Raw genomic sequence first — 20798 nt, forward strand, 5'->3', positions numbered from 1 at the left:
ATGGAGCGGACATGGCAACGACGCAGGACGTGACGGCGCAGCCCACCGGCTGCCCCGTCGACCACCACGGGTACGTCCCGTTCGACCAGCACGACCCCTTCCCGGCCTACGCCCGGCTGCGCGCCGAGGAGCCGGTGATGTTCGACGAGCGGATCGGCTACTGGGTGGTCACCCGCTACGACGACATCAAGGCGGTCTTCGCCGACTGGGAGACCTTCAGCAGCGAGAACGCCCAGGCGCCGGTGCGCGAGCGCGGCCCGCAGGCGAAGCAGATCATGGCCGAGGGCGGCTTCACCGCCTACTCGGGCCTGTCCGCCCGCATCCCTCCGGAGCACACCCGCATCCGGGAGATCGTCCAGCGCGAGTTCACCCCGCGCCGGTACAAGGTGCTCGAGCCGTTCATCCGGCAGAACGTCGACGACCTGCTCGACAAGATGCTCGCCCGGCCCGAGCGCCGCGCCGACCTGGTGCGCGACCTGGCCTACGACATCCCCACCATCACGATCCTCACGCTGCTCGGCGCCGACGTCTCCCAGATCGACACCTACAAGCGCTGGTCGGACTCCCGCGCGGCGATGACGTGGGGCGACCTCAGCGACGAGGAGCAGGTGCCGCACGCGCACAACCTCGTCGAGTACTGGCAGGAGTGCCTGGCCCTGGTGGCCCGCGCCCACGAGCAGGGCGGGGACAACCTCATCGCCGACCTCGTCCGCGACCAGCAGGCCGGCGCCGAGATCACCGACCACGAGATCGCCTCCATCGCCTACAGCCTGCTCTTCGCCGGCCACGAGACGACGACGACGCTCATCGCCAACTCCCTGCGGGTGCTGCTGGCCCACAAGGACCAGTGGCAGGCCCTGGTCGACGAGCCCAAGAAGATCAAGGCGGCGGTGGAGGAGGTGCTGCGCTACAGCCCCTCCATCGTCGGCTGGCGGCGCAAGGCCCTCAAGGACGCGCGCATCGGCGGCGTCGACATCCCCGCCGGGGCGAACGTCCTGTTGCTCATGGGCTCGGCCAACCGCGACGAGGCCCACTTCGCCGACGCCGAGGTCTTCGACATCGATCGCCCCAACGCCCGCGAGCACCTGTCCTTCGGCTTCGGCATCCACTACTGCCTGGGCAACATGCTCGCCAAGCTCCAGGCGCGGATCGTCCTCGAGCAGGTGGCCGCCAAGGCCCCGCACCTCACCCTCGCCGACCCCGACGGCATCGACTTCCGGGAGAACCTCTCCTTCCGGGTGCCCGTCGCCGTCCCCGTCACCTGGGAGGCCTGACATGACCACCTACATCCAGTTCTTCGACGCCGGCCTGGCCCCCGAGCACGACCTGCTCGGCGGCAAGTGCGCCTCGCTGGTGTCGATGACCGCGGCCGGCATGCCGGTCCCGCCCGGCTTCGCCGTCACCACCGCCCTGTACGACGCCTTCCTCGCCGCGGCCGGCATCGCCGAGGACATCCGCGAGCTGCTCGCCGGCCTCGACGCCGACGACGTCGCCCACGTCGACGCCGTCTCCGCCCGCATCCGCGAGGAGATCTGCTCGCGGCCCATCCCCGAACCGCTGCGCGCCGAGACCAAGGCCGCCTACGACGAGCTGATGACCCGCTGCGGCGGCGAGGTGCCCGTCGCGGTGCGCTCCTCGGCCACCGCCGAGGACCTGCCCGAGGCGAGCTTCGCCGGCCAGCAGGACACCTACCTGTGGCTGACCGGGTGGCGCGAGGTCGCCGACCACATCCGCCAGTGCTGGGCGTCGCTGTACACCAGCCGGGCGATCACCTACCGGCTGCGCAACGGGGTGCCCGACGAGGGCCTGTCCATCGCCGTCGCCGTGCAGAAGATGGTCAACGCCCGCGCCTCCGGCGTGGCCATGACCGTGGACCCCGCCAACGGCGACCGGTCCAAGATCGTCATCGACGCCTCCTACGGCCTCGGCGAGATGGTCGTCTCCGGCCAGGTCACCCCGGACAACCTCCGCGTCGACAAGGTCATGCTCACGGTGGTCGCCGAGACCCTCGGCGACAAGCACGCCGAGCTCGTGCCCGACCCCGCCACCAGGTCGTTGGTGGAGCGCGAGGTCGACGCCGAGCGCCGGGCCCGCCGCAGCCTCACCGACGCCGAGGTCCGGGCGGTGGCCGCCATGGCCAAGCGGGCCGAGAAGCACTACGGCTGCCCGCAGGACATCGAGTGGGCCCTCGACGCCGACCTGCCCGACGGCGAGAACCTCCTGCTCCTGCAGTCCCGGCCCGAGACGGTCTGGTCGGCCCGCAAGAGCGAGGAGAAGCCCAAGGCGACCGCCGCCGCCACCGCGCTGGGCATCGCCGGCATCACGAGCAGCCTGCTCGCCGCCGCCGGTCGATAGCGGCGTATCGATAGACCGGTGCGCCCGACCGGCACCCCGCACCGCACGGGCACCAGACGACACGCAACGAGATCGAGAGCACGAAACCGACCCGTCACGAGACCCACACCGCACGACCCTGTCCCTCCACGCAGCACCCGCAGCACGCAGTGTTCGCCCCTGCGGCGACGACGCCGCAGCCCCCCACGCTGCACCGACGCAGCCGACCGAAAGGTGAGCCATGGCCCGGAAGTCTTTCCCCAGCCCCTTCGACCTCCCCACGCCCGCGGGCGCGGAGGGCTGGGAGCAGATCTACCCCTACTACCTCGTCTTCCAGGACGCCCTGAAGGCCGAGGAGGACGAGAAGTTCTGGTTCTGCGACAGCCAGCACTGGCCGACGGTGTTCAAGCCGTTCGAGACCATCGGCGGGGAGTTCGCCGTGAAGTGCCTGGGCCAGTACAACGCCCGCCACCTCATGATCCCCAACGCCAACGGCATCGAGTTCCGGGTGCACCTGGGCTACCTCTACATGTCCCCGATCCCGGTGCCGGAGGACCAGATCGCCGCGCGCGTGCCCCTGTTCGAGGAGCGCGTGGGCTACTACTTCCAGAACTGGGAGCGCCTGCTCGAGCAGTGGAAGCAGAAGGTGCGGGCCACCATCGACGAGATGGAGACGCTGCAGTTCACCAAGCTGCCCGACATCGTCCCGATGGAGGACATCACCTCCGGCAAGGCGCAGGACGGCAGCGAGAAGCTCCTCGAGAGCTACGACCGGCTCATTCAGCTGTGCTACCAGAACTGGCAGTACCACTTCGAGTTCCTCAACCTCGGCTACATCGCCTACCTGGACTTCTTCAACTTCTGCAAGGAGGTCTTCCCGGGCATCCCCGACCAGGCGATCGCCACCATGGTGCAGGGCGTGGACATGGAGCTCTTCCGCCCCGACGACGAGCTCAAGGAGCTCGCCACCCTCGCCGTCGAGCTGGGCCTGCAGGGCGCCTTCGGCAACACCGACGACGTCGCCGCCACCCTGGCCGCCGTCGCGGCCGCGCCCGGCGGGGAGCGGTGGATCGCCCGCTACGAGCAGGCCCAGGACCCCTGGTTCAACTTCACCGTCGGCAACGGCTTCTACGGCCACGACAAGTACTGGAACGAGCACCAGGAGATCCCGCTCGGCTACATCGCCGACTACATCCGCCGCCTCGACGAGGGCCAGCAGATCCTGCGGCCCAAGGACGAGCTCGTCGCGGAGAAGGAGCGCATCGTCGCCGAGTACCGCGACCTGCTCGACGGCGAGACCCAGGCGGCCTTCGACGCCAAGCGTCAGCTCGCCGCCACCGCGTACCCCTACGTGGAGAACCACAACTTCTACATCGAGCACTGGACCATGGGCGTCTTCTGGCGCAAGGTCCGCGAGCTCAGCCGCATGCTCCACGGCGAGGGCCTCTGGACCGAGCCGGACGACCTGCTCTACCTCAGCCGCAACGAGGTCCGCGACGTCCTCTTCGACCTCGTCACCGGCTGGGGCGTCGGCGCCCCGCACCGAGCCATCGGCACGGTCTACTGGCCGGCGGAGATCGAGCGGCGCCGCAAGATCGTCGAGGCGCTCAAGACCGCCCGCCCCGCCCCGGCGCTGAACACCCCGCCGGCGTCGATCACCGAGCCGTTCACCCGCATGCTCTGGGGCATCACCACCGAGCAGGTCCAGCAGTGGCTCGGCGCCGGCGAGGACGACGACTTCGCCGGGCTGCGCGGCATGGCCGCCTCCCCCGGGGTGGTCGAGGGCGTCGCCCGGGTCGTCCACGACGCCGACCAGCTCGCCGAGGTCCAGGAGGGCGAGATCCTCGTCGCGACGGTGACCGCCCCGAGCTGGGGCCCGATCTTCGGCAAGATCCGCGCCACCGTCACCGACATCGGCGGCATGATGAGCCACGCCGCCATCGTCTGCCGCGAGTACGGCCTGCCCGCCGTCACCGGCACCGGCTCCGCCTCGACGACCATCCGCACCGGCCAGCGGCTGCGGGTGGACGGCAACGCCGGCACCGTCACGATCCTCGACGACGCCGACGAGACCTCCGCGGCGTCCGGGCAGGCGGGCGGCGAGCAGGCCCCCGCGGCCGTGAGCGGGGCGGTGCAGTGACCCGCACGGTCCTCATCACCGGCGGGGCCGGCGGGCTCGGGCGCGCGTTCGCGCTCGGGTTCGCCGACCCCGGCGCCCGGGTGGCGGTGGTGGACGTCAACGTCGCCGGCGCCGAGGAGACCGCCGCCCTCGTGCGCGAGCGCGGCGCCCAGGCCCTCGCCGTCGAGGTCGACGTCACCTCCCTCGAGTCCACCGAGGCCATGGCCGCCGAGGTGGCCGCCTTCGGCGGCGGCGGGATCGACGTCCTGGTCAACAACGCCGCCATCTACGCCGGGATCACCCGCAGCCCGTTCGAGCAGATCGACCCGGCCGAGTGGGACCGGGTCATGGCGGTCAACCTCAAGGGCCCGTGGCTGTGCGCCCGGGCGTGCAGCCCCCACCTGCGCGAGGGCGGCGCCGTCGTCAACATCTCCTCGGCCACCGTCCTCAGCGGCTCGGAGCAGTGGATGCACTACGTCGCCTCCAAGGGCGGGGTCATCGGGCTGACCCGGGTCATGGCCAAGGAGCTGGGCCGGCGCGGGATCCGGGTCAACGCCATCGCGCCGGGCTTCACCCTCACCGAGGCCAGCTACGCGCTGATGGAGGACGCGGCCAGCTACGGCGTGGACCGCGCCGCCCTCAAACGGCCCTCCCAGCCCGAGGACGTCGTCGGCGCCGCCCGCTTCCTCGCCGGTCCGGACAGCTCGTACATCAGCGGTCAGACCCTCGTGGTCGACGGCGGCCGCCAGTTCATCTGAAGGAGAGCACCATGCCGCAGATCACCTACACCGAGCACGACGGCGCCACCCGCGTCGTCGAGGGCAACGTCGGCGACTCCGTCATGGAGACGGCCGTGCGCAACGGCGTGCCGGGCATCGTCGCCGAGTGCGGCGGGTCGCTGTCGTGCGCGACCTGCCACGTGTTCGTGGACGAGGACGACCTCGACCGCCTCGACCCCATGAGCGAGATGGAGGACGAGATGCTCTACGGCACCGCCGTGGACCGGGAGGACAACTCCCGCCTGTCCTGCCAGCTGCGCCTCAAGGACGGCTGCGACCTGCACGTGACCACGCCCGAGACGCAGGTGTGAGATGACCGGACTGCTCATCGTCGGCGCCAGCCAGGCCGGGGTCCAGCTCGTCGCGTCGCTGCGGGCCCTCGGCTTCGACGAGCCCATCACCCTCCTGGGCGAGGAGAACCACCGGCCCTACCAGCGCCCGGCCCTGTCCAAGGAGTTCCTGCAGGACAAGGTCGGCAAGGAGTCGTTGATCTTCCGCAGCCAGGAGTACTGGGACGAGCACCGCGTCGACCTGGTCAAGGGCCAGCGGATCGAGCGCATCGAGCGCCGCGCCGACGGCTCCGGCACGGCCCACGCCGCCTCCGGCCGGGCGTTCGCCTTCGACCGGCTCGCGCTCGCGGTCGGCGCCCGGGCCCGGCGCCTGGAGGTCGACGGCGCCGGCCTGGCCGGGGTGCTCTACCTGCGCAACGCCGACGACGCGCTGGCCCTCAAGGCCGCGATGCCCGCGGCGCGCGACGTCGTCGTCATCGGCGGCGGGTTCATCGGCCTCGAGGCGGCCCGCAGCGCCCACGCGCTGGGCAAGCGGGTCACCGTGCTCGAGGCCGGGCCGCGGCTGGTGGGCCGGGCGGTGGGGGAGGAGACCTCGGAGTACTTCCTGCGCGCCCACCGCGCCGCCGGGCTGGACATCCGGCTCGGCGCCCAGGTCGCCCGGTTCGTGGGCGACGACGGCGACGGCGGGCGCCTCACCGGCGTCGAGCTCGCGGACGGGGAGGTGATCCCCGCGCAGATCGCGCTGGTGGGCATCGGCGTCGTGCCCAACACCGAGCTCGCCGAGCAGATGGGCCTGGCCGTGGACAACGGGATCGTCGTGGACCGCTACGCCCGCGCCTCCGACGGCGCCACCGTGGCGGTGGGCGACTGCGCCAACCTGCCCAACCCGGTGCCCGGCTCCCCGGCCGGGGAGCGGCTGCGGCTCGAGAGCGTCAACAACGCCGTCGAGCAGGCCAAGGTCGCCGCCTACTCCGTGGTGGGCCGGCGCGAGGAGTACGCCGGCATCCCCTGGTTCTGGTCCAACCAGGGCGACCTCAAGCTCCAGATCGCCGGGCTGTCCCTCGGCCACGACGCCACCGTGGTGCGCCGCGACGACGCCCGCGGGAAGTTCTCCGTCCTGTACTACCGCGCCGGCCGGCTCATCGCCGCCGACTGCGTCAACCACCCCCTCGACTTCATGGCCGTCAAGAACGCCCTCGCCCAGGGCGCGACGATCCCTGCCGATCTCGTCGCCGACGCCGCCGTCCCGCTCAAGGGCCTGGCCCGGCCGGCCTGACCGCCGCGCCGCCCGGCCCGCCCGACCCCGAGGAAGAGCTCATGCCTGCACCGTCCGTCACCCGCCTGGCCACCGAGCTGCCGGTGGACACCACGCCCATCGTCTGCACCCCCGCGGCCGGGACCGACCTCGACGACATCTGGCGCGCGGTGGTCCCCGAGACCCGGGCGCGCAGCAACGACGTGCACCTGCCGATGTCGCTGGCCTACGCCGAGCGGCTGTGCGCGGTCTACCCCGAGGCCGACGCGCTCGTGGTGCGGGTCGCGATCCTGCTGCACGACACCGGCTGGGGCCGGGTGGACGAGGCCCGCATCTTCGCCGAGGGGTTCACCGGGGACTGGCGCAAGGCGCAGATCCGGTTCGAGCACGAGCGCCAGGGCTGCCTCATCGCCCAGGAGGTGCTGCCCCCGCTGGGCTACGACCCGGAGTTCGTCGAGCGGGTGGTGGCGATCATCGACGGGCACGACACCCGGCCGGACTCGAAGTCCCTGGAGGACTCCCTGGTGCGCGACGCCGACCGGCTGTGGCGCTTCGACCACGCCGGCATCGCGGTGGCGGCCGGCTGGTTCGGGCTCGACCCGGCCGCCTACGCCGACCGGCTCGAGGCGGAGATCCTGCCCGAGCTGCTCACCGAGGCGGCCCACACCATCGCGGTCGCCGACCTGGCCCGGTCCCGGGCGCTGCTCAAGACGGCGGTGCTGCGATGAGCGCGACGCAGCACGCCCCGGGCGCGGGCGCGCCGCCCGCCGGCGCGGCCCTGGACCGCGCCACCCTCGACCTGCCCTACACCTACCGGGACGACCACTTCGTCGACGGCGCCTGGGCGCCCTCGACCGGCACCGCCCGGATCACGGTCGTCGACCCGGCCACCGAGGAGGAGTGGGGCGCCGTCCCCGACGCCACCGGGGAGGACGTCGAGCGTGCCGTCGCCGCGGCCCGCCGCGCCCTGCCCGGCTGGGCCGCCACCGCGCCGTCGGAGCGGGCGGCCTACCTGCGGCGCATCGCCGACGAGGTCGAGCGCCGGGCGCAGCCGCTGGCCTGGACCAACACCCGGGAGAACGGCTCGCCGCTGGCGGAGACGTCCGGCGCGGCGGCCAACGCCGCCGGCATCCTGCGTTACTTCGCCACCCTCGCCGAGCACCTGGAGACCCCCGACGTGCGCCCGTTCCCCAACGGGGCCGGGGAGACGGTGGTCGGGTGGGACCCGGTCGGGGTGTGCGCGCTCATCGCGCCGTGGAACTTCCCCATCAACCTCGTGGTCATCAAGCTCGCGCCCGCGCTGCTCGCCGGGTGCACGGTGGTCATCAAGCCCGCCTCGCCCACGCCCTTGTCGATCCGGCTGGTGCTCGACGCCGTCGCCGCCGCCGGGGTGCCGGCCGGGGTGGTCAACCTCGTGACCGGCGGGGGCGCCGTCGGCGACGCCCTCGTGCGCCACCCGCACGTGGCCAAGGTGGCCTTCACCGGCTCCACCCCGGTCGGGCGGCGCATCGCCGCCGCCTGCGGGGAGCTGCTGCGCCCGGTCACCCTCGAGCTCGGCGGGAAGTCGGCCGGCATCGTGCTGCCCGACGTCGACCTCGAGGAGATGTCGCGGGCGCTGCTCCGCTCCTGCCTGCGCAACACCGGCCAGACGTGCTACATCTCCACCCGGCTGCTCGTGCCCGCCGCCCGGTACGACGAGGTCGTCGAGGCGGTCACCGCCACCGTGGCCGCCGCGCCGCTGGGCGACCCGCTCGACGAGCGCACCGTCTTCGGGCCCGTCGCCACCCGCGCCCAGTACGACACGGTGCTCGAGTACCTCGCCGCCGGCCACGCCGAGGGCGCCCGCGCCACCACCGGCGGGGCCGCCGCCGCCGTCGAGCGCGGCTACTACGTCCAGCCCACCGTCTTCGCCGACGTCACCCCCGGCATGCGCATCGCCCGCGAGGAGATCTTCGGCCCCGTGCTCGCCGTGCTGCGTTACGACAGCGAGGAGGAGGCCGTCGCCCTCGCCAACGACACCACCTTCGGCCTCGGCGGCATCGTCTTCTCCGCCGACGCCGAGCACGCCTACCGGGTGGCCCGCCGGGTCCGCACCGGCTCCATCGGGCTGAACTTCTTCGCCTCCAACCACAGCGCCCCCTTCGGCGGGCGCGGCGACTCCGGCCTCGGCGTCGAGTACGGCCTGGAGGGGCTGCACGCCTACCTCTCCCCGCAGTCCGTCCACCGGCGGGTGGCCCGATGAGCGCGTCGCAGAGCGAGGCGGCGGCGCGCGCCTCCCAGCTGGGCCGCGACGTCAGCCACCTCGTCCCGCCGCGGTCCGCGGTGCCGGGCCTGGTCGAGCTGACCGGGCGGGACCGGGCGGTGTGGGAGCGCGCCGCCGGCTACCTGCACGTGCGCGACAACGACGTGCACACCCTGTACTCCTATGGCCTGGCGACGGCGCTGCTCGCCCGGACGCCGCAGGCCCGCGCCGAGGTGGTGCTGCCGGCGATCCTGCTGCACGACACCGGCTGGTCCACCGTGCCCGAGGACGACGTGCTCGAGGCGATCGCCCCCCAGGCGCGCCGGCCCGAGCTGGTGCGCGCCCACGAGATCGCCGGCGCGCGCATCGCCCGGGAGATCCTCACCGACCTCGGCCACGACGCCGACGACGTCGAGGAGATCGCCGCGATCATCGACGGCCACGACAGCCGCCGCGAGGCGATCTCGGTCAACGACGCCTGCGTCAAGGACGCCGACAAGCTCTGGCGCATCACCCCGCACGGGCTGGCCACCGTGCAGCGCTGGTTCGGCCTCGACGCCGAGGAGGCGCTGCGGCTGGTCGGCGCCCGCACCCACGAGCACCTGCACACCGAGGCGGGCCGGGCGATGGCGGCGGCCCTGGGCGCGGTGGCCGCGACGGACCTGAGCCCGGAACGGCTCGCGCTGGGCTGAGCCGGGGCGGCGGCGATACGGCGGAGCACGACCGACGCCGGCTGCGATACACCTGAGTTCCCGACCGCGGCTGCCCGACCCGGCGGCCCGGGCGGCTCGCGCATCGATGGAGAGGAACGAGGAATGAGCGAACGGATCGTCCGGACCCAGGTGGGGATCGTCGGCGCGGGGCCGGCGGGGCTGTGGCTGGCGCACCTGCTGGCGGTGGCGGGGATCGACTCGGTGGTGCTGGAGAAGCGGCCGCGGGCGGAGATCGCCGCGACCCACCGGGCCGGGATCCTCGAGCAGGGCACGGTCGACCTCATGACCGCGCTGGGCCTGGACGCCCGCATGCGCGCGGAGGGGTACGCCCACCACGGCATCGAGCTGCGGGTGGCCGGGCAGGCGAGGCGCATCGACTTCGCCGACCTGGTCGGCCGGGCGGTGCAGCTCTACCCCCAGCAGGAGGTCTTTTCCGACCTGGCCGACGGCGCCGCCGCGAAGGGCCTGGACGTGCGCTTCGAGGTCGCCGACGTCGCCCTGCACGACCTGACCGGCGAGTCCCCGTCGATCACCTTCACCGACGCCGACGGCACCCCCACCCGGGTGGTGTGCGACTTCGTCGCCGGCTGCGACGGCTCGCGCGGGATCTCCAAGCGGGCCATCCCCGAGGTGCTGCGCACCGACCACTTCCGCGAGTACCCCTTCGGCTGGTTCGGCATCCTGGTCGAGGCCGAGCCGTCCGCCCCGGAGCTGATCTACGCCAACTCCGACCACGGCTTCGCGCTGATCTCCCAGCGCACCGCGACCACCCAGCGCATGTACTTCCAGTGCGACCCCACCGACAGCCCGGACAACTGGGACGACGAGCGGATCTGGGACCAGCTCGACGCGTGCACCGCCGCGCCCGGCTTCACCCTGAGGCGCGGGCCGATCTTCGACAAGACCGTCATCCCCATGCGCTCCTACGTGTGCGAGCCGCTGCAGTACGGCCGGCTCTTCCTCGCCGGCGACGCCGGGCACACCGTCCCCCCGACCGGGGCCAAGGGCATGAACCTGGCCGCCGGGGACGTCTCCGTGCTGGCGCGGTCCCTGGAGCGGTACTACCGCGAGGGCGAGGCGGACCTGCTCGAGACCTACACCGCCACCGCCCTGTCGCGGGTGTGGAAGGCCCAGCACTTCTCCTGGTGGATGACCTCGATGCTGCACACCCAGCCCGGCGCCTCCACCTTCGACCGGCGCCGCCAGCTCGGCGAGCTCGACCTGGTCACCACCTCCCGCGCCGGGTCGACCTACCTCGCCGAGGCCTACACCGGCTGGCCGCTGATCCCCACCCGCCCCGGCTTCCTCGACCCCGACACCGCCCTCGGCAACGTCCTCGCCTCCCAGCTCACCGGCCGGGAGACGACGGCGTCGCGCCCGTGACCCCCGCCGGCCGGCACCCCACCCGCCCGGGCGTGGGTGCCGGCCCGGGACGGCGCGGGTGAGCCTCAGTCACCCAGCACGCGGCGCAGCGTCGCGGCGACGGCGGCGCGGTCCAGCGGCTCGTCGCGCCGCACGGTCAGCGCGTGGAGCATCAGGCCGTCGGCGTAGTCGGCGGCGGCCCGGGCGCGCGACCGCGCCTCGGGCACGGCGAGGGCAGCCAGGACCTGCTCGAGGCCGCCGAGGAGCCGGCGGTGCCCGGCCACGGCGGCCTCGGGCTGGTCGAGGGACATGGCCAGGCGCGCGGCGGTCAGCGTCGCGTGCTCGCCGGTGAGCAGGCCGACGAGGTCGGCGAGCTGGTCGGCGAGCTCCTCGACGCTGCCCGGCGCCGCGCCGGCGGCGAGCGACGCCCACAGCGCCAGGTCGAGCTGCTCGATCCGGCCGGCCACCGCCGCGACCAGGGCCGCCCGGTTGCGGAAGTAGTTGGAGGTGGTGCCCGGCGGGACGGCCGCGGCCGCGTCGACGGCCCGGTGGGTCAGCCCCTTGAGGCCGGCGGACGCCACCACGGTGAGGGCCGCCTCGGCGATCTGGGTGCGGCGGTCGGACATGGCGCGACCCTAGCGGCTCTTCCCTGACCACTACAAAAGTAGTAGCGTCGGGTCATGGAGACGATCGCCATCGTCGGTGGCGGCATCGCCGGGCTCGCCCTGGCCGCCCGGCTCGACCCGCGCCGCTTCGACGTCACGGTCCACGAGCAGCGCGCCGAGCTGCCCGCCGTCGGGACGGTGCTGGGCATGTGGCCGGCCGCCCAGCGCGCCCTGGGCGCCCTGGGGCTGCTCGAGGCGGTGCGGGCGGTGAGCCCGCCGATCGCCGCCCTGCCCGTCAGGGACACCCGCGGCCGCGTCTGGGTCACGCCCCGGGTGCCCGGCCTGGTCGGCGTCTCCCGGGTGGACCTCCTGCGCCTGCTCGACGGCGCCGTCCCGCCCTCGGTGCGCCGCGTCGTGGGGCGGGTGGACGCCAAGCCGCGCGCCGGCGCCGACCTGGTCGTGGGGGCCGACGGCGTGCACAGCGCCGTGCGCCGCGCGGTGTGGGGCGGGCGCACCACGGCCGTCCTCACGCCGTACCTCGCGGTGCGCGGCGTCGTCGCCGAGCCGGGGTGGCGCGAGCGCGGGGGCGAGTACTGGGGCCGGGGGGACCTGTTCGGCATCTCCCCGTCGGCGGCCGGGACCAACTGGTACGCCTCGTTCCGGTCCGACCTCGGGCCCGTCACCGTCGACGTCGAGACCGCGCTCGCCACCGTCCGCGCGCGCTACGCCGACCGTGCGCCCGGCGTGCGGGACGTCCTCGCGGCCGCCGCCCCGGAGACCTCGCTGGCCCAGCGGATCTGGACGACGCCGCCCCTGCGCCGCTACGCCCGCGACGGCGTGGCCCTCGTCGGGGACGCGGCGCACGCGATGACGCCCAACCTCGGCCGCGGCGCCTGCGAGGCGCTGGTCGACGCGGTGACCCTGGCCGACCTGGTCAACACCCGCCCGATGCCGGCCGCGCTGGCGGCCTACGACCGGGCCCGGCTCCTGCGCACCCAGGCGCTGCGGGTGGCGTCGGGGGCGCTCATGCGCCTCGCCCTGGCGGAGCGGGGGCAGCCCGGCCGCGACCGGGTGCTCGCCCTCGCCGGACGGTGGGCCTGAGCGTCACCGCGCGGCGCACCGCCGTCCCGGGACGGCGGGGCCCGTCACCGCGCGGCGTACCGCCGCTCCGGCCGGCCCACCTCGCCGTAGCGCAGCCGCACCTCCGCGCGGCCGCTGTCCGCGAGGTGCTCGAGATAGCGCCGGGCGCTGACCCGGGAGATCCCGGCCAGCTCGGCGGCCTCCGCCGCCGAGAGGTCCCCGCCGGAGCTCGTCAGCACCTCGGCGACGAGCTGGAGGGTCTCGGCGCTCAGGCCCTTGGGCGGCTGCGTCGCCGTCCGCGGCGTGGCGAACAGCCGGTCGACCTCCACCTGCGCCGCCGTCGCGCCGGGGGACAGCGCCCGGTGCGTCTGCCGGTAGTGCTCCAGGCGCTGGCGCAGGTCCGCGAACGTGAACGGCTTGATGAGGTACTGCACCGCCCCGCCGCGCACGGCCCGCTTGACCGTGTCGGCCTCCCGGGCGGCGGTGACGATCATGACGTCCATGTCCGGGACGGCCTCGTGCAGGCCGGTGAGGATGTCCAGGCCGGACGCCCCCGGCAGGTACACGTCGAGCAGCACCAGGTTGGGCTGCAGCCGCTTGGCGGCGGCGAGGGCGCCCGCCGAGTCGTGCACGACGCCGACCACCTGGAACCCCTCGCAGCGGCTGACGAACCCCTCGTGGATCTTGGCCACCATGTAGTCGTCGTCGACGACGAGGACGTCGATCATGCCGCCACCTCCGCCGCGGTCTTCCGGAGCCGGGCGGTGAACACGGCGCCGCCGTCGTTGTGGACCGTGACGTCCCCGCCGCGGCGGCGGCACACCAGCCGCACCAGCGCCAGGCCGTAGCCGCGCCCGGCGGGCTCGTCGGAGTCCTTGGTCGAGAAGCCGCTGCGGAACAGCCGCTCGGCGTCGGCCACGTCCACCCCGGCCCCGCAGTCGCTCACCCGCACCGTCACCGCCTCCGCGTCCTCGCTCAGCGCGATCTCGATGCGCGGCTCCGGGGTGCCGGCGACGGCGTCGAGCGCGTTGTCGACGAGGTTGCCCACCACGGTGATGAGGTCGCGCGAGAGCGGCTCGTCCACCCGGCTCACCTGCGACTCGACCGCCAGCACCAGGCGCGAGCCGCGCTCGGCGGCCAGGGAGTCCTTCGCGATGAGCAGCGCGGCGAGCGGCGGGTCGGCCACCCGCTCGGTGACCTGGGCGTAGACGTTCTCCCGGTGATGGCTCACCCCCTCGACGAACCGCACCGCCTCGTCGTACTGCTCCAGCTGCAGCAACCCGGAGATGGTGTGCAGCTGGTTGGAGAACTCGTGCGTCTGGGCCCGCAGCGTGCCGGTGGTGCGCCGGGAGGTGTCCAGCGCCCGCTCCATCGCCTGCAGCTCGGTCTGGTCGCGCATCGTCGTCACCGACCCGATCACCGCCCCGTGCGAGCGCACCGGCATGCGGTTGAGCACGAGGAGCCGGGTGCCGACGGCGACGAGCCGGTCCGGCGTCGCGGCGGCGGTGAGCACCTCGCGCAGCTCGGCGTCCTGCGTCAGCTCCTCCAGCGGGCGGCCGACGGCGTCGGGCGGCAGGGCGAGCAGCAGCCGGGCCGAGTCGTTGAGCAGCGTGACCCGTCCGGCGGTGTCCAGGGCGAGCACCCCCTCCTTGATCCCGTGCAGCAGCGCCTCGCGGTGCTCGACGAGCCCGGCGATCTCGGTGGGCTCGAGGCCCAGCGTCTGCCGCTTGATGCGGCGGGAGAGCATCGTCGAGCCGAGCACCCCGATCGTCGTCGCCAGCCCGCCGTAGGCGAGCAGGTCCGGGCCGGCCACGGCCAGCCGGTCCGCGACGGACGGCAGCTCCCGGCCCACCCGGGCGGTGCCGACGTGGCGCCCGCTCTCGTCGAGCACCGGCACCTCGGCGGCCACCGCGTTGGCCGCCACTGCGCCCGTCCACGAGCCGATCCCGGCCCGCGGGCCGTCGTGCCGCAGCGTCGCCCCGACCTGGTCGGGCACCGAGGAGGCCAGCACCGTCCGGTCCGGACGCAGCAGGGCCACGGTGGTCGATCCGGACACCGATCGGACCGTCTCGCCCACGGCCGCCAGCGGCGAGCTGCCGCCGGGCAGGGCCGTGGGCAGCAGCGCCCGGACGGTGGGGTTGCCGGCGAGGTTCTCGGCCGCGGAGAGGGCCCGCCGGGTCTCCGCCCGCTCGAGCTGGCGCCCGGTCTGCGCGAAGGACAGCCCGCCGACCGTGGCCACGACCAGCAGCACGATGAGCAGCTGGAGGACGAGGAACTGCCCCGCGAGGGTCATCCGGCTCGGGCGCACCTCGACCTCCTCATCGGCGTTGACGCGGTCGCTCGGCCGCGGGGCCATGGTGCCACCACCACCGGCCCGGTCTCGCCGTCCGTTTTGTGACCACAAAGAACTCAACGATCACTGCGACCGCAATGCTGACCCGGGCTCCGCCGTCGACCACGATGGCGGAGCCCTGCCCCCTCAGAGACGAGGCTCGTATGCACCGCACCACCAAGCTGTCCATCCCGGCCCTGCTGGCCGCCGCCGCGCTGGCCCTGACCGCCTGCGGCGTCACCAGCTCGAAGGACGGCGCCGCCACCGGCGCGGCCAGCGACTCCGCCAGCGCCGCCGAGGTGCTCACCGACAAGCGGATCATGGTCCCGAACTCGCCCGGCGGCGGCTACGACCAGACCGCCCGCACGGCGGCACAGGTGATGGAGACGACCAAGATCTCCTCGGGCCTGGAGGTCTTCAACCTCGAGGGCGCCGGCGGCACGGTCGGCCTCGCCCGGACCGTCTCGGAGGCCGGCAACGGCGACCTCGCGATGCTCATGGGCCTCGGCGTCGTCGGCGCGAGCTACACCAACGAGTCCGAGGCGACGCTGACGCAGACCACCCCGCTGGCCAAGCTCATCGAGGAGCCGGGCGCGGTCATGGTGCCGGCCGGCTCGCCGTACCAGACCATCGACGACCTCGTCGCCGCCTGGAAGGCCGACCCGGCCGGGATCAGCGTGGGCGGCGGCTCCAACCCGGGCGGCCCCGACCACCTCCTGCCCATGCAGCTGGCCCAGGCGGTCGGCATCGACCCGAAGACCGTCAACTTCGTCTCCTACGACGGCGGCGGCGACCTGCTGCCCGCCATCCTCGGCAACAAGCTCGGCTTCGCCACCTCCGGCGCCGGGGAGTTCAAGGACCAGATCGAGACCGGCGAGATCCGGGTGCTGGCCGTCTCCAGCGAGAAGCCGGTCGAGGGCATCGACGCCCCCACGCTCAAGGACTCCGGCATCGACCTGGTGTTCACCAACTGGCGCGGCATCGTCGCCCCGCCGGAGATCGACGACGCCGACCGCGACGCCTGGCTCGGCGCCCTCGAGGCCATGCACGACACCCCCGAGTGGGAGGCCGCGCTGGAGAAGAACGGCTGGACCGACGCCTTCATCACCGGCGACGAGTTCGCCACCTTCCTCACCGAGCAGGACAAGCGGGTGGCCGACGTCCTCACGGAGCTCGGGCTGGCATGACCTCCGCGACGACGACGCGGCGCGTGACCGGCCGCTCCGAGCTGGGCGTCGCCGCCCTGCTCGGGGTGGTCGGCGCCGCCGTCCTGTGGGACGCGCTCGGTCTGCACGCCCCGTACTCCCAGTCCGACCCCATCGGCCCGCGGGCGGTGCCCTACCTCGTCGCCGCCCTGCTGTTCGGCACCGCGGTCGTCCTGGCGGTCGACGTGCTGCGGGGCGGGCGCGGGGAGGTCGAGGGCGGCGAGGACGTCGACCTCAGCCAGCCCACCGACTGGCGCACCGTCGTCCCGCTCGTCGCGGTGTTCGCGGCCAACATCGTGCTGATCGACACCCTCGGCTGGGTCATCTCCGGGGCGCTGCTCTTCTTCGGCTCGGTGATGGCCCTGGGCAGCCGCCACTACGTGCGGGACGCCCTCGTCTCGCTCGTCCTCGCCCTGGGGACGTTCTACGGCTTCTACCTCGGCCTGGGCATCCACCTGCCCGCCGGGCTCCTCGAGGGGGTGCTCTAGATGGACGTGCTCTCCGCGCTGGCCGACGGCTTTCTCACCGCCGCCACCCCCGTGAACCTGCTGTGGGCCACCGTCGGCGTGCTGCTGGGCACCGCCGTCGGCGTGCTGCCCGGCATCGGGCCGGCCATGACGATCGCGCTGCTGATGCCGGTCGCCTTCGCCCTGGAGCCCACGAGCGCGTTGATCATGTTCGCCGGCATCTACTACGGCGGCATGTACGGCGGGTCGACCACCTCGATCCTGCTCAACACCCCCGGCGAGTCCTCCACGGTCGTCACGGCCATCGAGGGCCACAAGATGGCCAAGGCCGGGCGCGCCGCGCAGGCCCTGGCGACGGCGGCGATCGGCTCGTTCGTCGCGGGCACCATCGGCACCGCCCTGCTGGCGTTCTGCGCGCCGGTGGTCGTGCGGTTCGCGATCGCGCTAGGTGCGCCGAGCTACCTGGCGATCATGCTGCTCGCCCTCGTGGCGGTGACGGCGGTGCTCGGCAGCTCCCGCGTGCGCGGCTTCGCGTCGCTCGCGCTGGGCCTGGCCATCGGGCTCATCGGCATGGACCCGGTCACCGGGCAGCGGCGGCTGACCTTCGGGGAGCCGCAGCTGGTCGACGGCATCGACGTCGTGGTCATCGCGGTGGCGATTTTCGCCGTCGGCGAGGCCCTGTGGGTCGCCGCGCACCTGCGCCGGACGACGTCGGCGACCATCCCGGTGGGGCGGCCGTGGATGAGCCGGCAGGACTGGGGCCGCTCCTGGAAGCCGTGGTTGCGCGGCACCGCGTTCGGCTTCCCCTTCGGGGCGCTGCCGGCGGGCGGCGCGGAGATCCCCACCTTCCTGTCCTACATCACGGAGAAGCGGCTCTCGAAGAAGCCCGAGGAGTTCGGGCACGGGGCGATCGAGGGCGTCGCGGGACCCGAGGCGGCGAACAACGCCTCCGCCGCGGGCACGCTCGTGCCGATGCTCTCCCTCGGTCTGCCGACCAACGCCACCGCCGCGATCATGCTGGCCGCACTCATTCAGTTCGGCATCCAGCCCGGGCCGCTGCTGCTCCAGCGGGAGCCGGACCTGGTGTGGGGGCTCATCGCCTCGCTGTTCATCGGCAACGCCCTGCTGCTCGTCATCAACCTGCCTCTGGCGCCCGCGTGGGCGAAGCTGCTGCAGATCCCGCGGCCCTACCTGTACGCCGGCATCCTCTTCTTCGCCACGCTGGGGGCCTACTCGGTCAACATGCAGGCCTTCGACCTGGTGCTGCTGCTCGTCCTGGGCCTGCTCGGGCTGCTCATGCGCCGCTACGGGCTGCCGGTCCTGCCGCTGATCATCGGCGTGATCATCGGCCCGCTGGCCGAGGCGCAGATGCGCCGGGCCCTCCAGCTCAGCGCCGGGCACGCCTCCGGCCTGTGGAACGAGCCGCTGGCGGTGGTCATCTACGTGATCATCGCGCTCGTCCTGCTGTGGCCGCTGCTCGCGTGGGGTATCCGCCGCGCCCGGGGCGGGGCCCCCGCCCCTGTGCTGAGCGCCGCCCGCCCCGAGGACGGCGATCCGGACGTCGCCGCCGACCTCGGGTCCGGCACGGCAGTCGAGTCCTCCACCCCGACCACCCGCAGGGAGCACAGATGAAGATCGTCGTCGGCTACATCCCCACCCCCGAGGGACAGGCCGCCCTGCGGCACGCCACCGACCTCGCGCGCAAGGAGGAGGCGCTGCTCATCGTCATCAACTCCTCGCGCGGGGAGGCGCCGGCCGACCCTCGGATCGTCGGCGAGGAGGAGCTGGCCACGGCGGAGGAGCACCTGCGCGAGGCGGGCGTCGAGCACCTGCTCCTGCAGCCCGTGCGCGGGCGCTCCGCCGCCGACGAGGTGCTCGGCGCCGCCCAGGAGCACCGGGCCGACCTCATCGTCATCGGCCTGCGCCGCCGCACCCCGGTGGGCAAGCTGCTGCTGGGCAGCAACTCCCAGCGCATCCTGCTCGAGGCCGACTGCCCGGTCCTCGCCGTCAAGCACGGGGAGCCCGCATGACGGCGCCGGCCACCGCCGACCTCTACGACGAGCACGGCGAGGCGCTGCAGTCCTGCGACACCCAGCTGCGCCAGTACGGCGGCAGCCGGGCCTTCGCCGGCACCATCGCCACCGTCCGGTGCCACGAGGACAACGCCCTGGTGAAGGCGGTGCTCGGGGAGCCGGGTGACGGGCGCGTGCTCGTCGTCGACGGCGGCGGGTCGCTGCACACCGCGCTCATGGGCGACCTCATCGCCGGGTCCGCGGTGCGCAACGGCTGGGCCGGCGTCGTCATTCACGGCGCCGTCCGGGACGTCGCCGCCCTGCGCACCCTCGAACTCGGCATCAAGGCGCTGGGCTCCAACCCGCGCAAGAGCGCCAAGACCGGCGCGGGGGAGCGGGACGTCGCCGTGACCTTCGGCGGGGCGACGTTCACCCCTGGCGCGCGGCTGGTCAGCGACGACGACGGCGTGGTGGTCCTCCCGGGCTGAGCCCCCGGGCGGTGCGAACCCGCGGGCGATTACCGGAATACCTGAGCCCCGCGCGGCGAGCCACACGGGCGAGTACCTTGCCCGTGTGGCTCGCACCGGCAGCGGTGGAGTGGTGGGCGCGTCCCACCGGCCGCGACCCACGCGCGGATCGCTCGGCCCGGCAGCCTTGGGCCTGGCAATGGTCCTGAGCCTGGCCGTCTCGGCCTGCACCTCAGGCCCGCGCGGGCCGGACGGGCCGGACGGGCACAAGATCTCGCCGACGACGGCGAGCACCGTCCCCGCCCCGACGCCTGCCGCCGGCACAACCACCTTCGGCATGCCCACGGCACCCGATCCCCGCCAGGCCGCCGCGTGGCCCCCGGCCGCCGCGCCGGGGGACCCGGGCAGCCTCGCCCCCAAGTCCGACCCCTCGGTGCTGCCGGGGCCGATCGTCATCGCCGACAAGCACAACGACCGCCTAGTTGTACTGACCCGGGACGTTGTGGACACGCCGGGACGGTTTCCCTGAACGGGTGAGGACCTCCGGGTAGGTGTGGAGCTGTCTAGGCATCTGCACCACCACGGAGGTCCTCGTGTCCCACGCTAACGCCCCGCTGACCCCACTGGGCCGTCTGCGCCTGGCCCGGTGCGTCGTGGAGGACGGCTGGCCGCTGCGGCGGGCGGCGGAGCGGTTCAACGTCTCGGTCACCTGCGCCCAGCGGTGGGCCAGGCGCTACCGCGAGGAGGGCGAGGCGGGCCTGGCCGACCGCTCCAGCCGGCCCCGGTCCTGCCCGCACCGCACCCCGGCGCGCACCGAGCGGCGGGTGGTGAACCTGCGGGTGTCCCGGCGCTGGGGACCGCAGCACATCGCCTACCACCTGGGCCTGAACGTCTCCACGGTCCAGCGGATCCTGACCCGCTACGGCTGCCCACCGCTGCGCTGGGTCGACCCGGCCACCGGCGCCCCGATCCGCGCCAGGCGCCGCAAGGTCGTGCGCTACGAGCGCGAGAAGCCCGGGGAGCTGATCCACGTCGACATCAAGAAGCTCGGCCGCATCCCCGACGGCGGCGGGCACCGCGTGCTCGGCCGTGCCGCCGGCGGACGCAACAGCTCCGCCCACCGTGACCAGGGCCGGCCCCGGAAGGTCCCCGGCCGGCCGAACCTGGGCTACGCCTACCTCCACCACGCCCAGGACGACCACTCCCGCCTGGTCTACTCCGAGATCCTGACCGACGAGACCAAGGAGACCGCGGCGGCGTTCATGACCCGGGCCCTGGACCACTTCGCCGCCCGCGGCATCCGCGTCGAGCGGGTCCTGACCGACAACGGCTCGTGCTACCGCTCCAAGATCTTCAACGCCGTCCTGACCGACGCCGACGTCAAGCACAAGTACACGAGGCCCTACCGGCCTCTCTTAACCGGCTAATCCCGGTAGGAGCAGCGGTAGAAACGCCGGATTTCCCGGAGTGTTTGACCACCGATGATCCGGCTGGGATACCTACGTCTCATGAGCGACGAAGCTCTGAAGGTCCAGT

General features: G+C 73.6%; 20 protein-coding genes and 1 pseudogene. 18 read left to right on the forward strand and 3 right to left on the reverse strand.

Translation table 11 applies throughout. The features are described from left to right. The first annotated feature begins 11 nt into the window (after positions 1 to 11). From GD970_RS07630 to GD970_RS07675, 10 genes are all read left to right on the forward strand, one after another. Positions 12 to 1274: a cytochrome P450 gene (locus GD970_RS07630; protein ID WP_193314902.1), complete on the forward strand. Its 1263-nt coding sequence runs from the start codon at positions 12 to 14 to the stop codon at positions 1272 to 1274. Between the two features lies 1 nt (position 1275). Continuing rightward, positions 1276 to 2355: a PEP/pyruvate-binding domain-containing protein gene (locus GD970_RS07635; protein ID WP_152202296.1), complete on the forward strand. Its 1080-nt coding sequence runs from the start codon at positions 1276 to 1278 to the stop codon at positions 2353 to 2355. 220 nt (positions 2356 to 2575) lie between these two features. Next, positions 2576 to 4474 carry a PEP-utilizing enzyme gene (locus GD970_RS07640; RefSeq protein WP_152202297.1) on the forward strand — a complete coding sequence of 633 codons (1899 nt, stop codon included), beginning with the start codon at positions 2576 to 2578 and terminating at the stop codon, positions 4472 to 4474. Then, positions 4471 to 5211 carry an SDR family NAD(P)-dependent oxidoreductase gene (locus tag GD970_RS07645; protein ID WP_152202298.1) on the forward strand — a complete coding sequence of 247 codons (741 nt, stop codon included), beginning with the start codon at positions 4471 to 4473 and terminating at the stop codon, positions 5209 to 5211. The genes GD970_RS07640 and GD970_RS07645 overlap by 4 nt, the downstream gene beginning before the upstream one ends. A gap of 11 nt (positions 5212 to 5222) precedes the next feature. After that, positions 5223 to 5543: a 2Fe-2S iron-sulfur cluster-binding protein gene (locus GD970_RS07650; RefSeq protein WP_152202299.1), complete on the forward strand. Its 321-nt coding sequence runs from the start codon at positions 5223 to 5225 to the stop codon at positions 5541 to 5543. A gap of 1 nt (position 5544) precedes the next feature. After that, on the forward strand, positions 5545 to 6798 hold the full coding sequence (locus GD970_RS07655) for an NAD(P)/FAD-dependent oxidoreductase (protein ID WP_152202300.1): 1254 nt from the start codon (positions 5545 to 5547) through the stop codon (positions 6796 to 6798). 41 nt (positions 6799 to 6839) lie between these two features. Continuing rightward, complete coding sequence (locus GD970_RS07660) at positions 6840 to 7505, forward strand: HD domain-containing protein (RefSeq protein WP_152202301.1); 666 nt, start codon at positions 6840 to 6842, stop codon at positions 7503 to 7505. Next, positions 7502 to 9019, forward strand: coding sequence for an aldehyde dehydrogenase family protein (locus tag GD970_RS07665; RefSeq protein ID WP_152202302.1), 1518 nt, complete (start codon positions 7502 to 7504; stop codon positions 9017 to 9019). The genes GD970_RS07660 and GD970_RS07665 overlap by 4 nt, the downstream gene beginning before the upstream one ends. Continuing rightward, positions 9016 to 9711, forward strand: a complete 696-nt coding sequence (locus tag GD970_RS07670; protein WP_152202303.1) for an HD domain-containing protein — start codon at positions 9016 to 9018, stop codon at positions 9709 to 9711. Before GD970_RS07665 ends, GD970_RS07670 begins: the two co-directional genes overlap by 4 nt. A 123-nt stretch (positions 9712 to 9834) precedes the next feature. Then, positions 9835 to 11115, forward strand: a complete 1281-nt coding sequence (locus tag GD970_RS07675) for a 4-hydroxybenzoate 3-monooxygenase (RefSeq protein WP_152202304.1) — start codon at positions 9835 to 9837, stop codon at positions 11113 to 11115. 65 nt (positions 11116 to 11180) lie between these two features. Here GD970_RS07675 and GD970_RS07680 read toward each other — a convergent pair whose 3' ends face one another. Continuing rightward, positions 11181 to 11720 carry a TetR/AcrR family transcriptional regulator gene (locus tag GD970_RS07680; RefSeq protein WP_152202305.1) on the reverse strand — a complete coding sequence of 180 codons (540 nt, stop codon included), beginning with the start codon at positions 11718 to 11720 and terminating at the stop codon, positions 11181 to 11183. Positions 11721 to 11774: 54 nt separating this feature from the next. Here GD970_RS07680 and GD970_RS07685 point away from each other — a divergent pair, with 54 nt between their 5' ends. Beyond that, entirely contained in the window at positions 11775 to 12800 is a 1026-nt protein-coding gene (locus GD970_RS07685) for an FAD-dependent monooxygenase (RefSeq protein WP_152202306.1), read from the forward strand. Between the two features lie 44 nt (positions 12801 to 12844). Here the strand turns inward: GD970_RS07685 and GD970_RS07690 are convergent, their stop codons facing one another. Together GD970_RS07690 and GD970_RS07695 are read right to left on the reverse strand one after the other, a co-directional pair. Next, the gene (locus tag GD970_RS07690; RefSeq protein ID WP_152202307.1) at positions 12845 to 13507 is read right to left on the reverse strand and encodes a response regulator; all 663 of its coding nucleotides are present in this window, start codon (positions 13505 to 13507) and stop codon (positions 12845 to 12847) included. Continuing rightward, positions 13504 to 15135, reverse strand: a complete 1632-nt coding sequence (locus GD970_RS07695; RefSeq protein WP_319593453.1) for a sensor histidine kinase — start codon at positions 15133 to 15135, stop codon at positions 13504 to 13506. Before GD970_RS07695 ends, GD970_RS07690 begins: the two co-directional genes overlap by 4 nt. 140 nt (positions 15136 to 15275) lie before the next feature. On the opposite strand from GD970_RS07695, the gene GD970_RS07700 reads away from it, so the two are divergent. The 7 genes and pseudogenes from GD970_RS07700 to GD970_RS07730 form a co-directional block, all read left to right on the forward strand. Next, positions 15276 to 16298, forward strand: a complete 1023-nt coding sequence (locus tag GD970_RS07700) for a Bug family tripartite tricarboxylate transporter substrate binding protein (protein ID WP_152202308.1) — start codon at positions 15276 to 15278, stop codon at positions 16296 to 16298. After that, entirely contained in the window at positions 16295 to 16804 is a 510-nt protein-coding gene (locus tag GD970_RS07705) for a tripartite tricarboxylate transporter TctB family protein (RefSeq protein ID WP_152202309.1), read from the forward strand. Before GD970_RS07700 ends, GD970_RS07705 begins: the two co-directional genes overlap by 4 nt. Continuing rightward, entirely contained in the window at positions 16805 to 18415 is a 1611-nt protein-coding gene (locus GD970_RS07710; protein ID WP_152202310.1) for a tripartite tricarboxylate transporter permease, read from the forward strand. Next, the gene (locus tag GD970_RS07715) at positions 18412 to 18813 is read left to right on the forward strand and encodes a universal stress protein (protein ID WP_152202311.1); all 402 of its coding nucleotides are present in this window, start codon (positions 18412 to 18414) and stop codon (positions 18811 to 18813) included. The genes GD970_RS07710 and GD970_RS07715 overlap by 4 nt, the downstream gene beginning before the upstream one ends. Further along, entirely contained in the window at positions 18810 to 19283 is a 474-nt protein-coding gene (gene rraA / locus GD970_RS07720; protein ID WP_152202312.1) for a ribonuclease E activity regulator RraA, read from the forward strand. Before GD970_RS07715 ends, rraA begins: the two co-directional genes overlap by 4 nt. 316 nt (positions 19284 to 19599) lie before the next feature. Then, on the forward strand, positions 19600 to 19791 hold the full coding sequence (locus GD970_RS22150; protein ID WP_152202313.1) for a hypothetical protein: 192 nt from the start codon (positions 19600 to 19602) through the stop codon (positions 19789 to 19791). Positions 19792 to 19855: 64 nt separating this feature from the next. Continuing rightward, positions 19856 to 20686, forward strand: a pseudogene (locus GD970_RS07730) (IS481 family transposase); the annotation flags it as partial. Between the last annotated feature and the right edge of the window lie 112 nt (positions 20687 to 20798).

Origin of the sequence: Georgenia thermotolerans, from assembly GCF_009193185.1 — a bacterium.
Lineage (GTDB): Bacteria > Actinomycetota > Actinomycetes > Actinomycetales > Actinomycetaceae > Georgenia > Georgenia thermotolerans.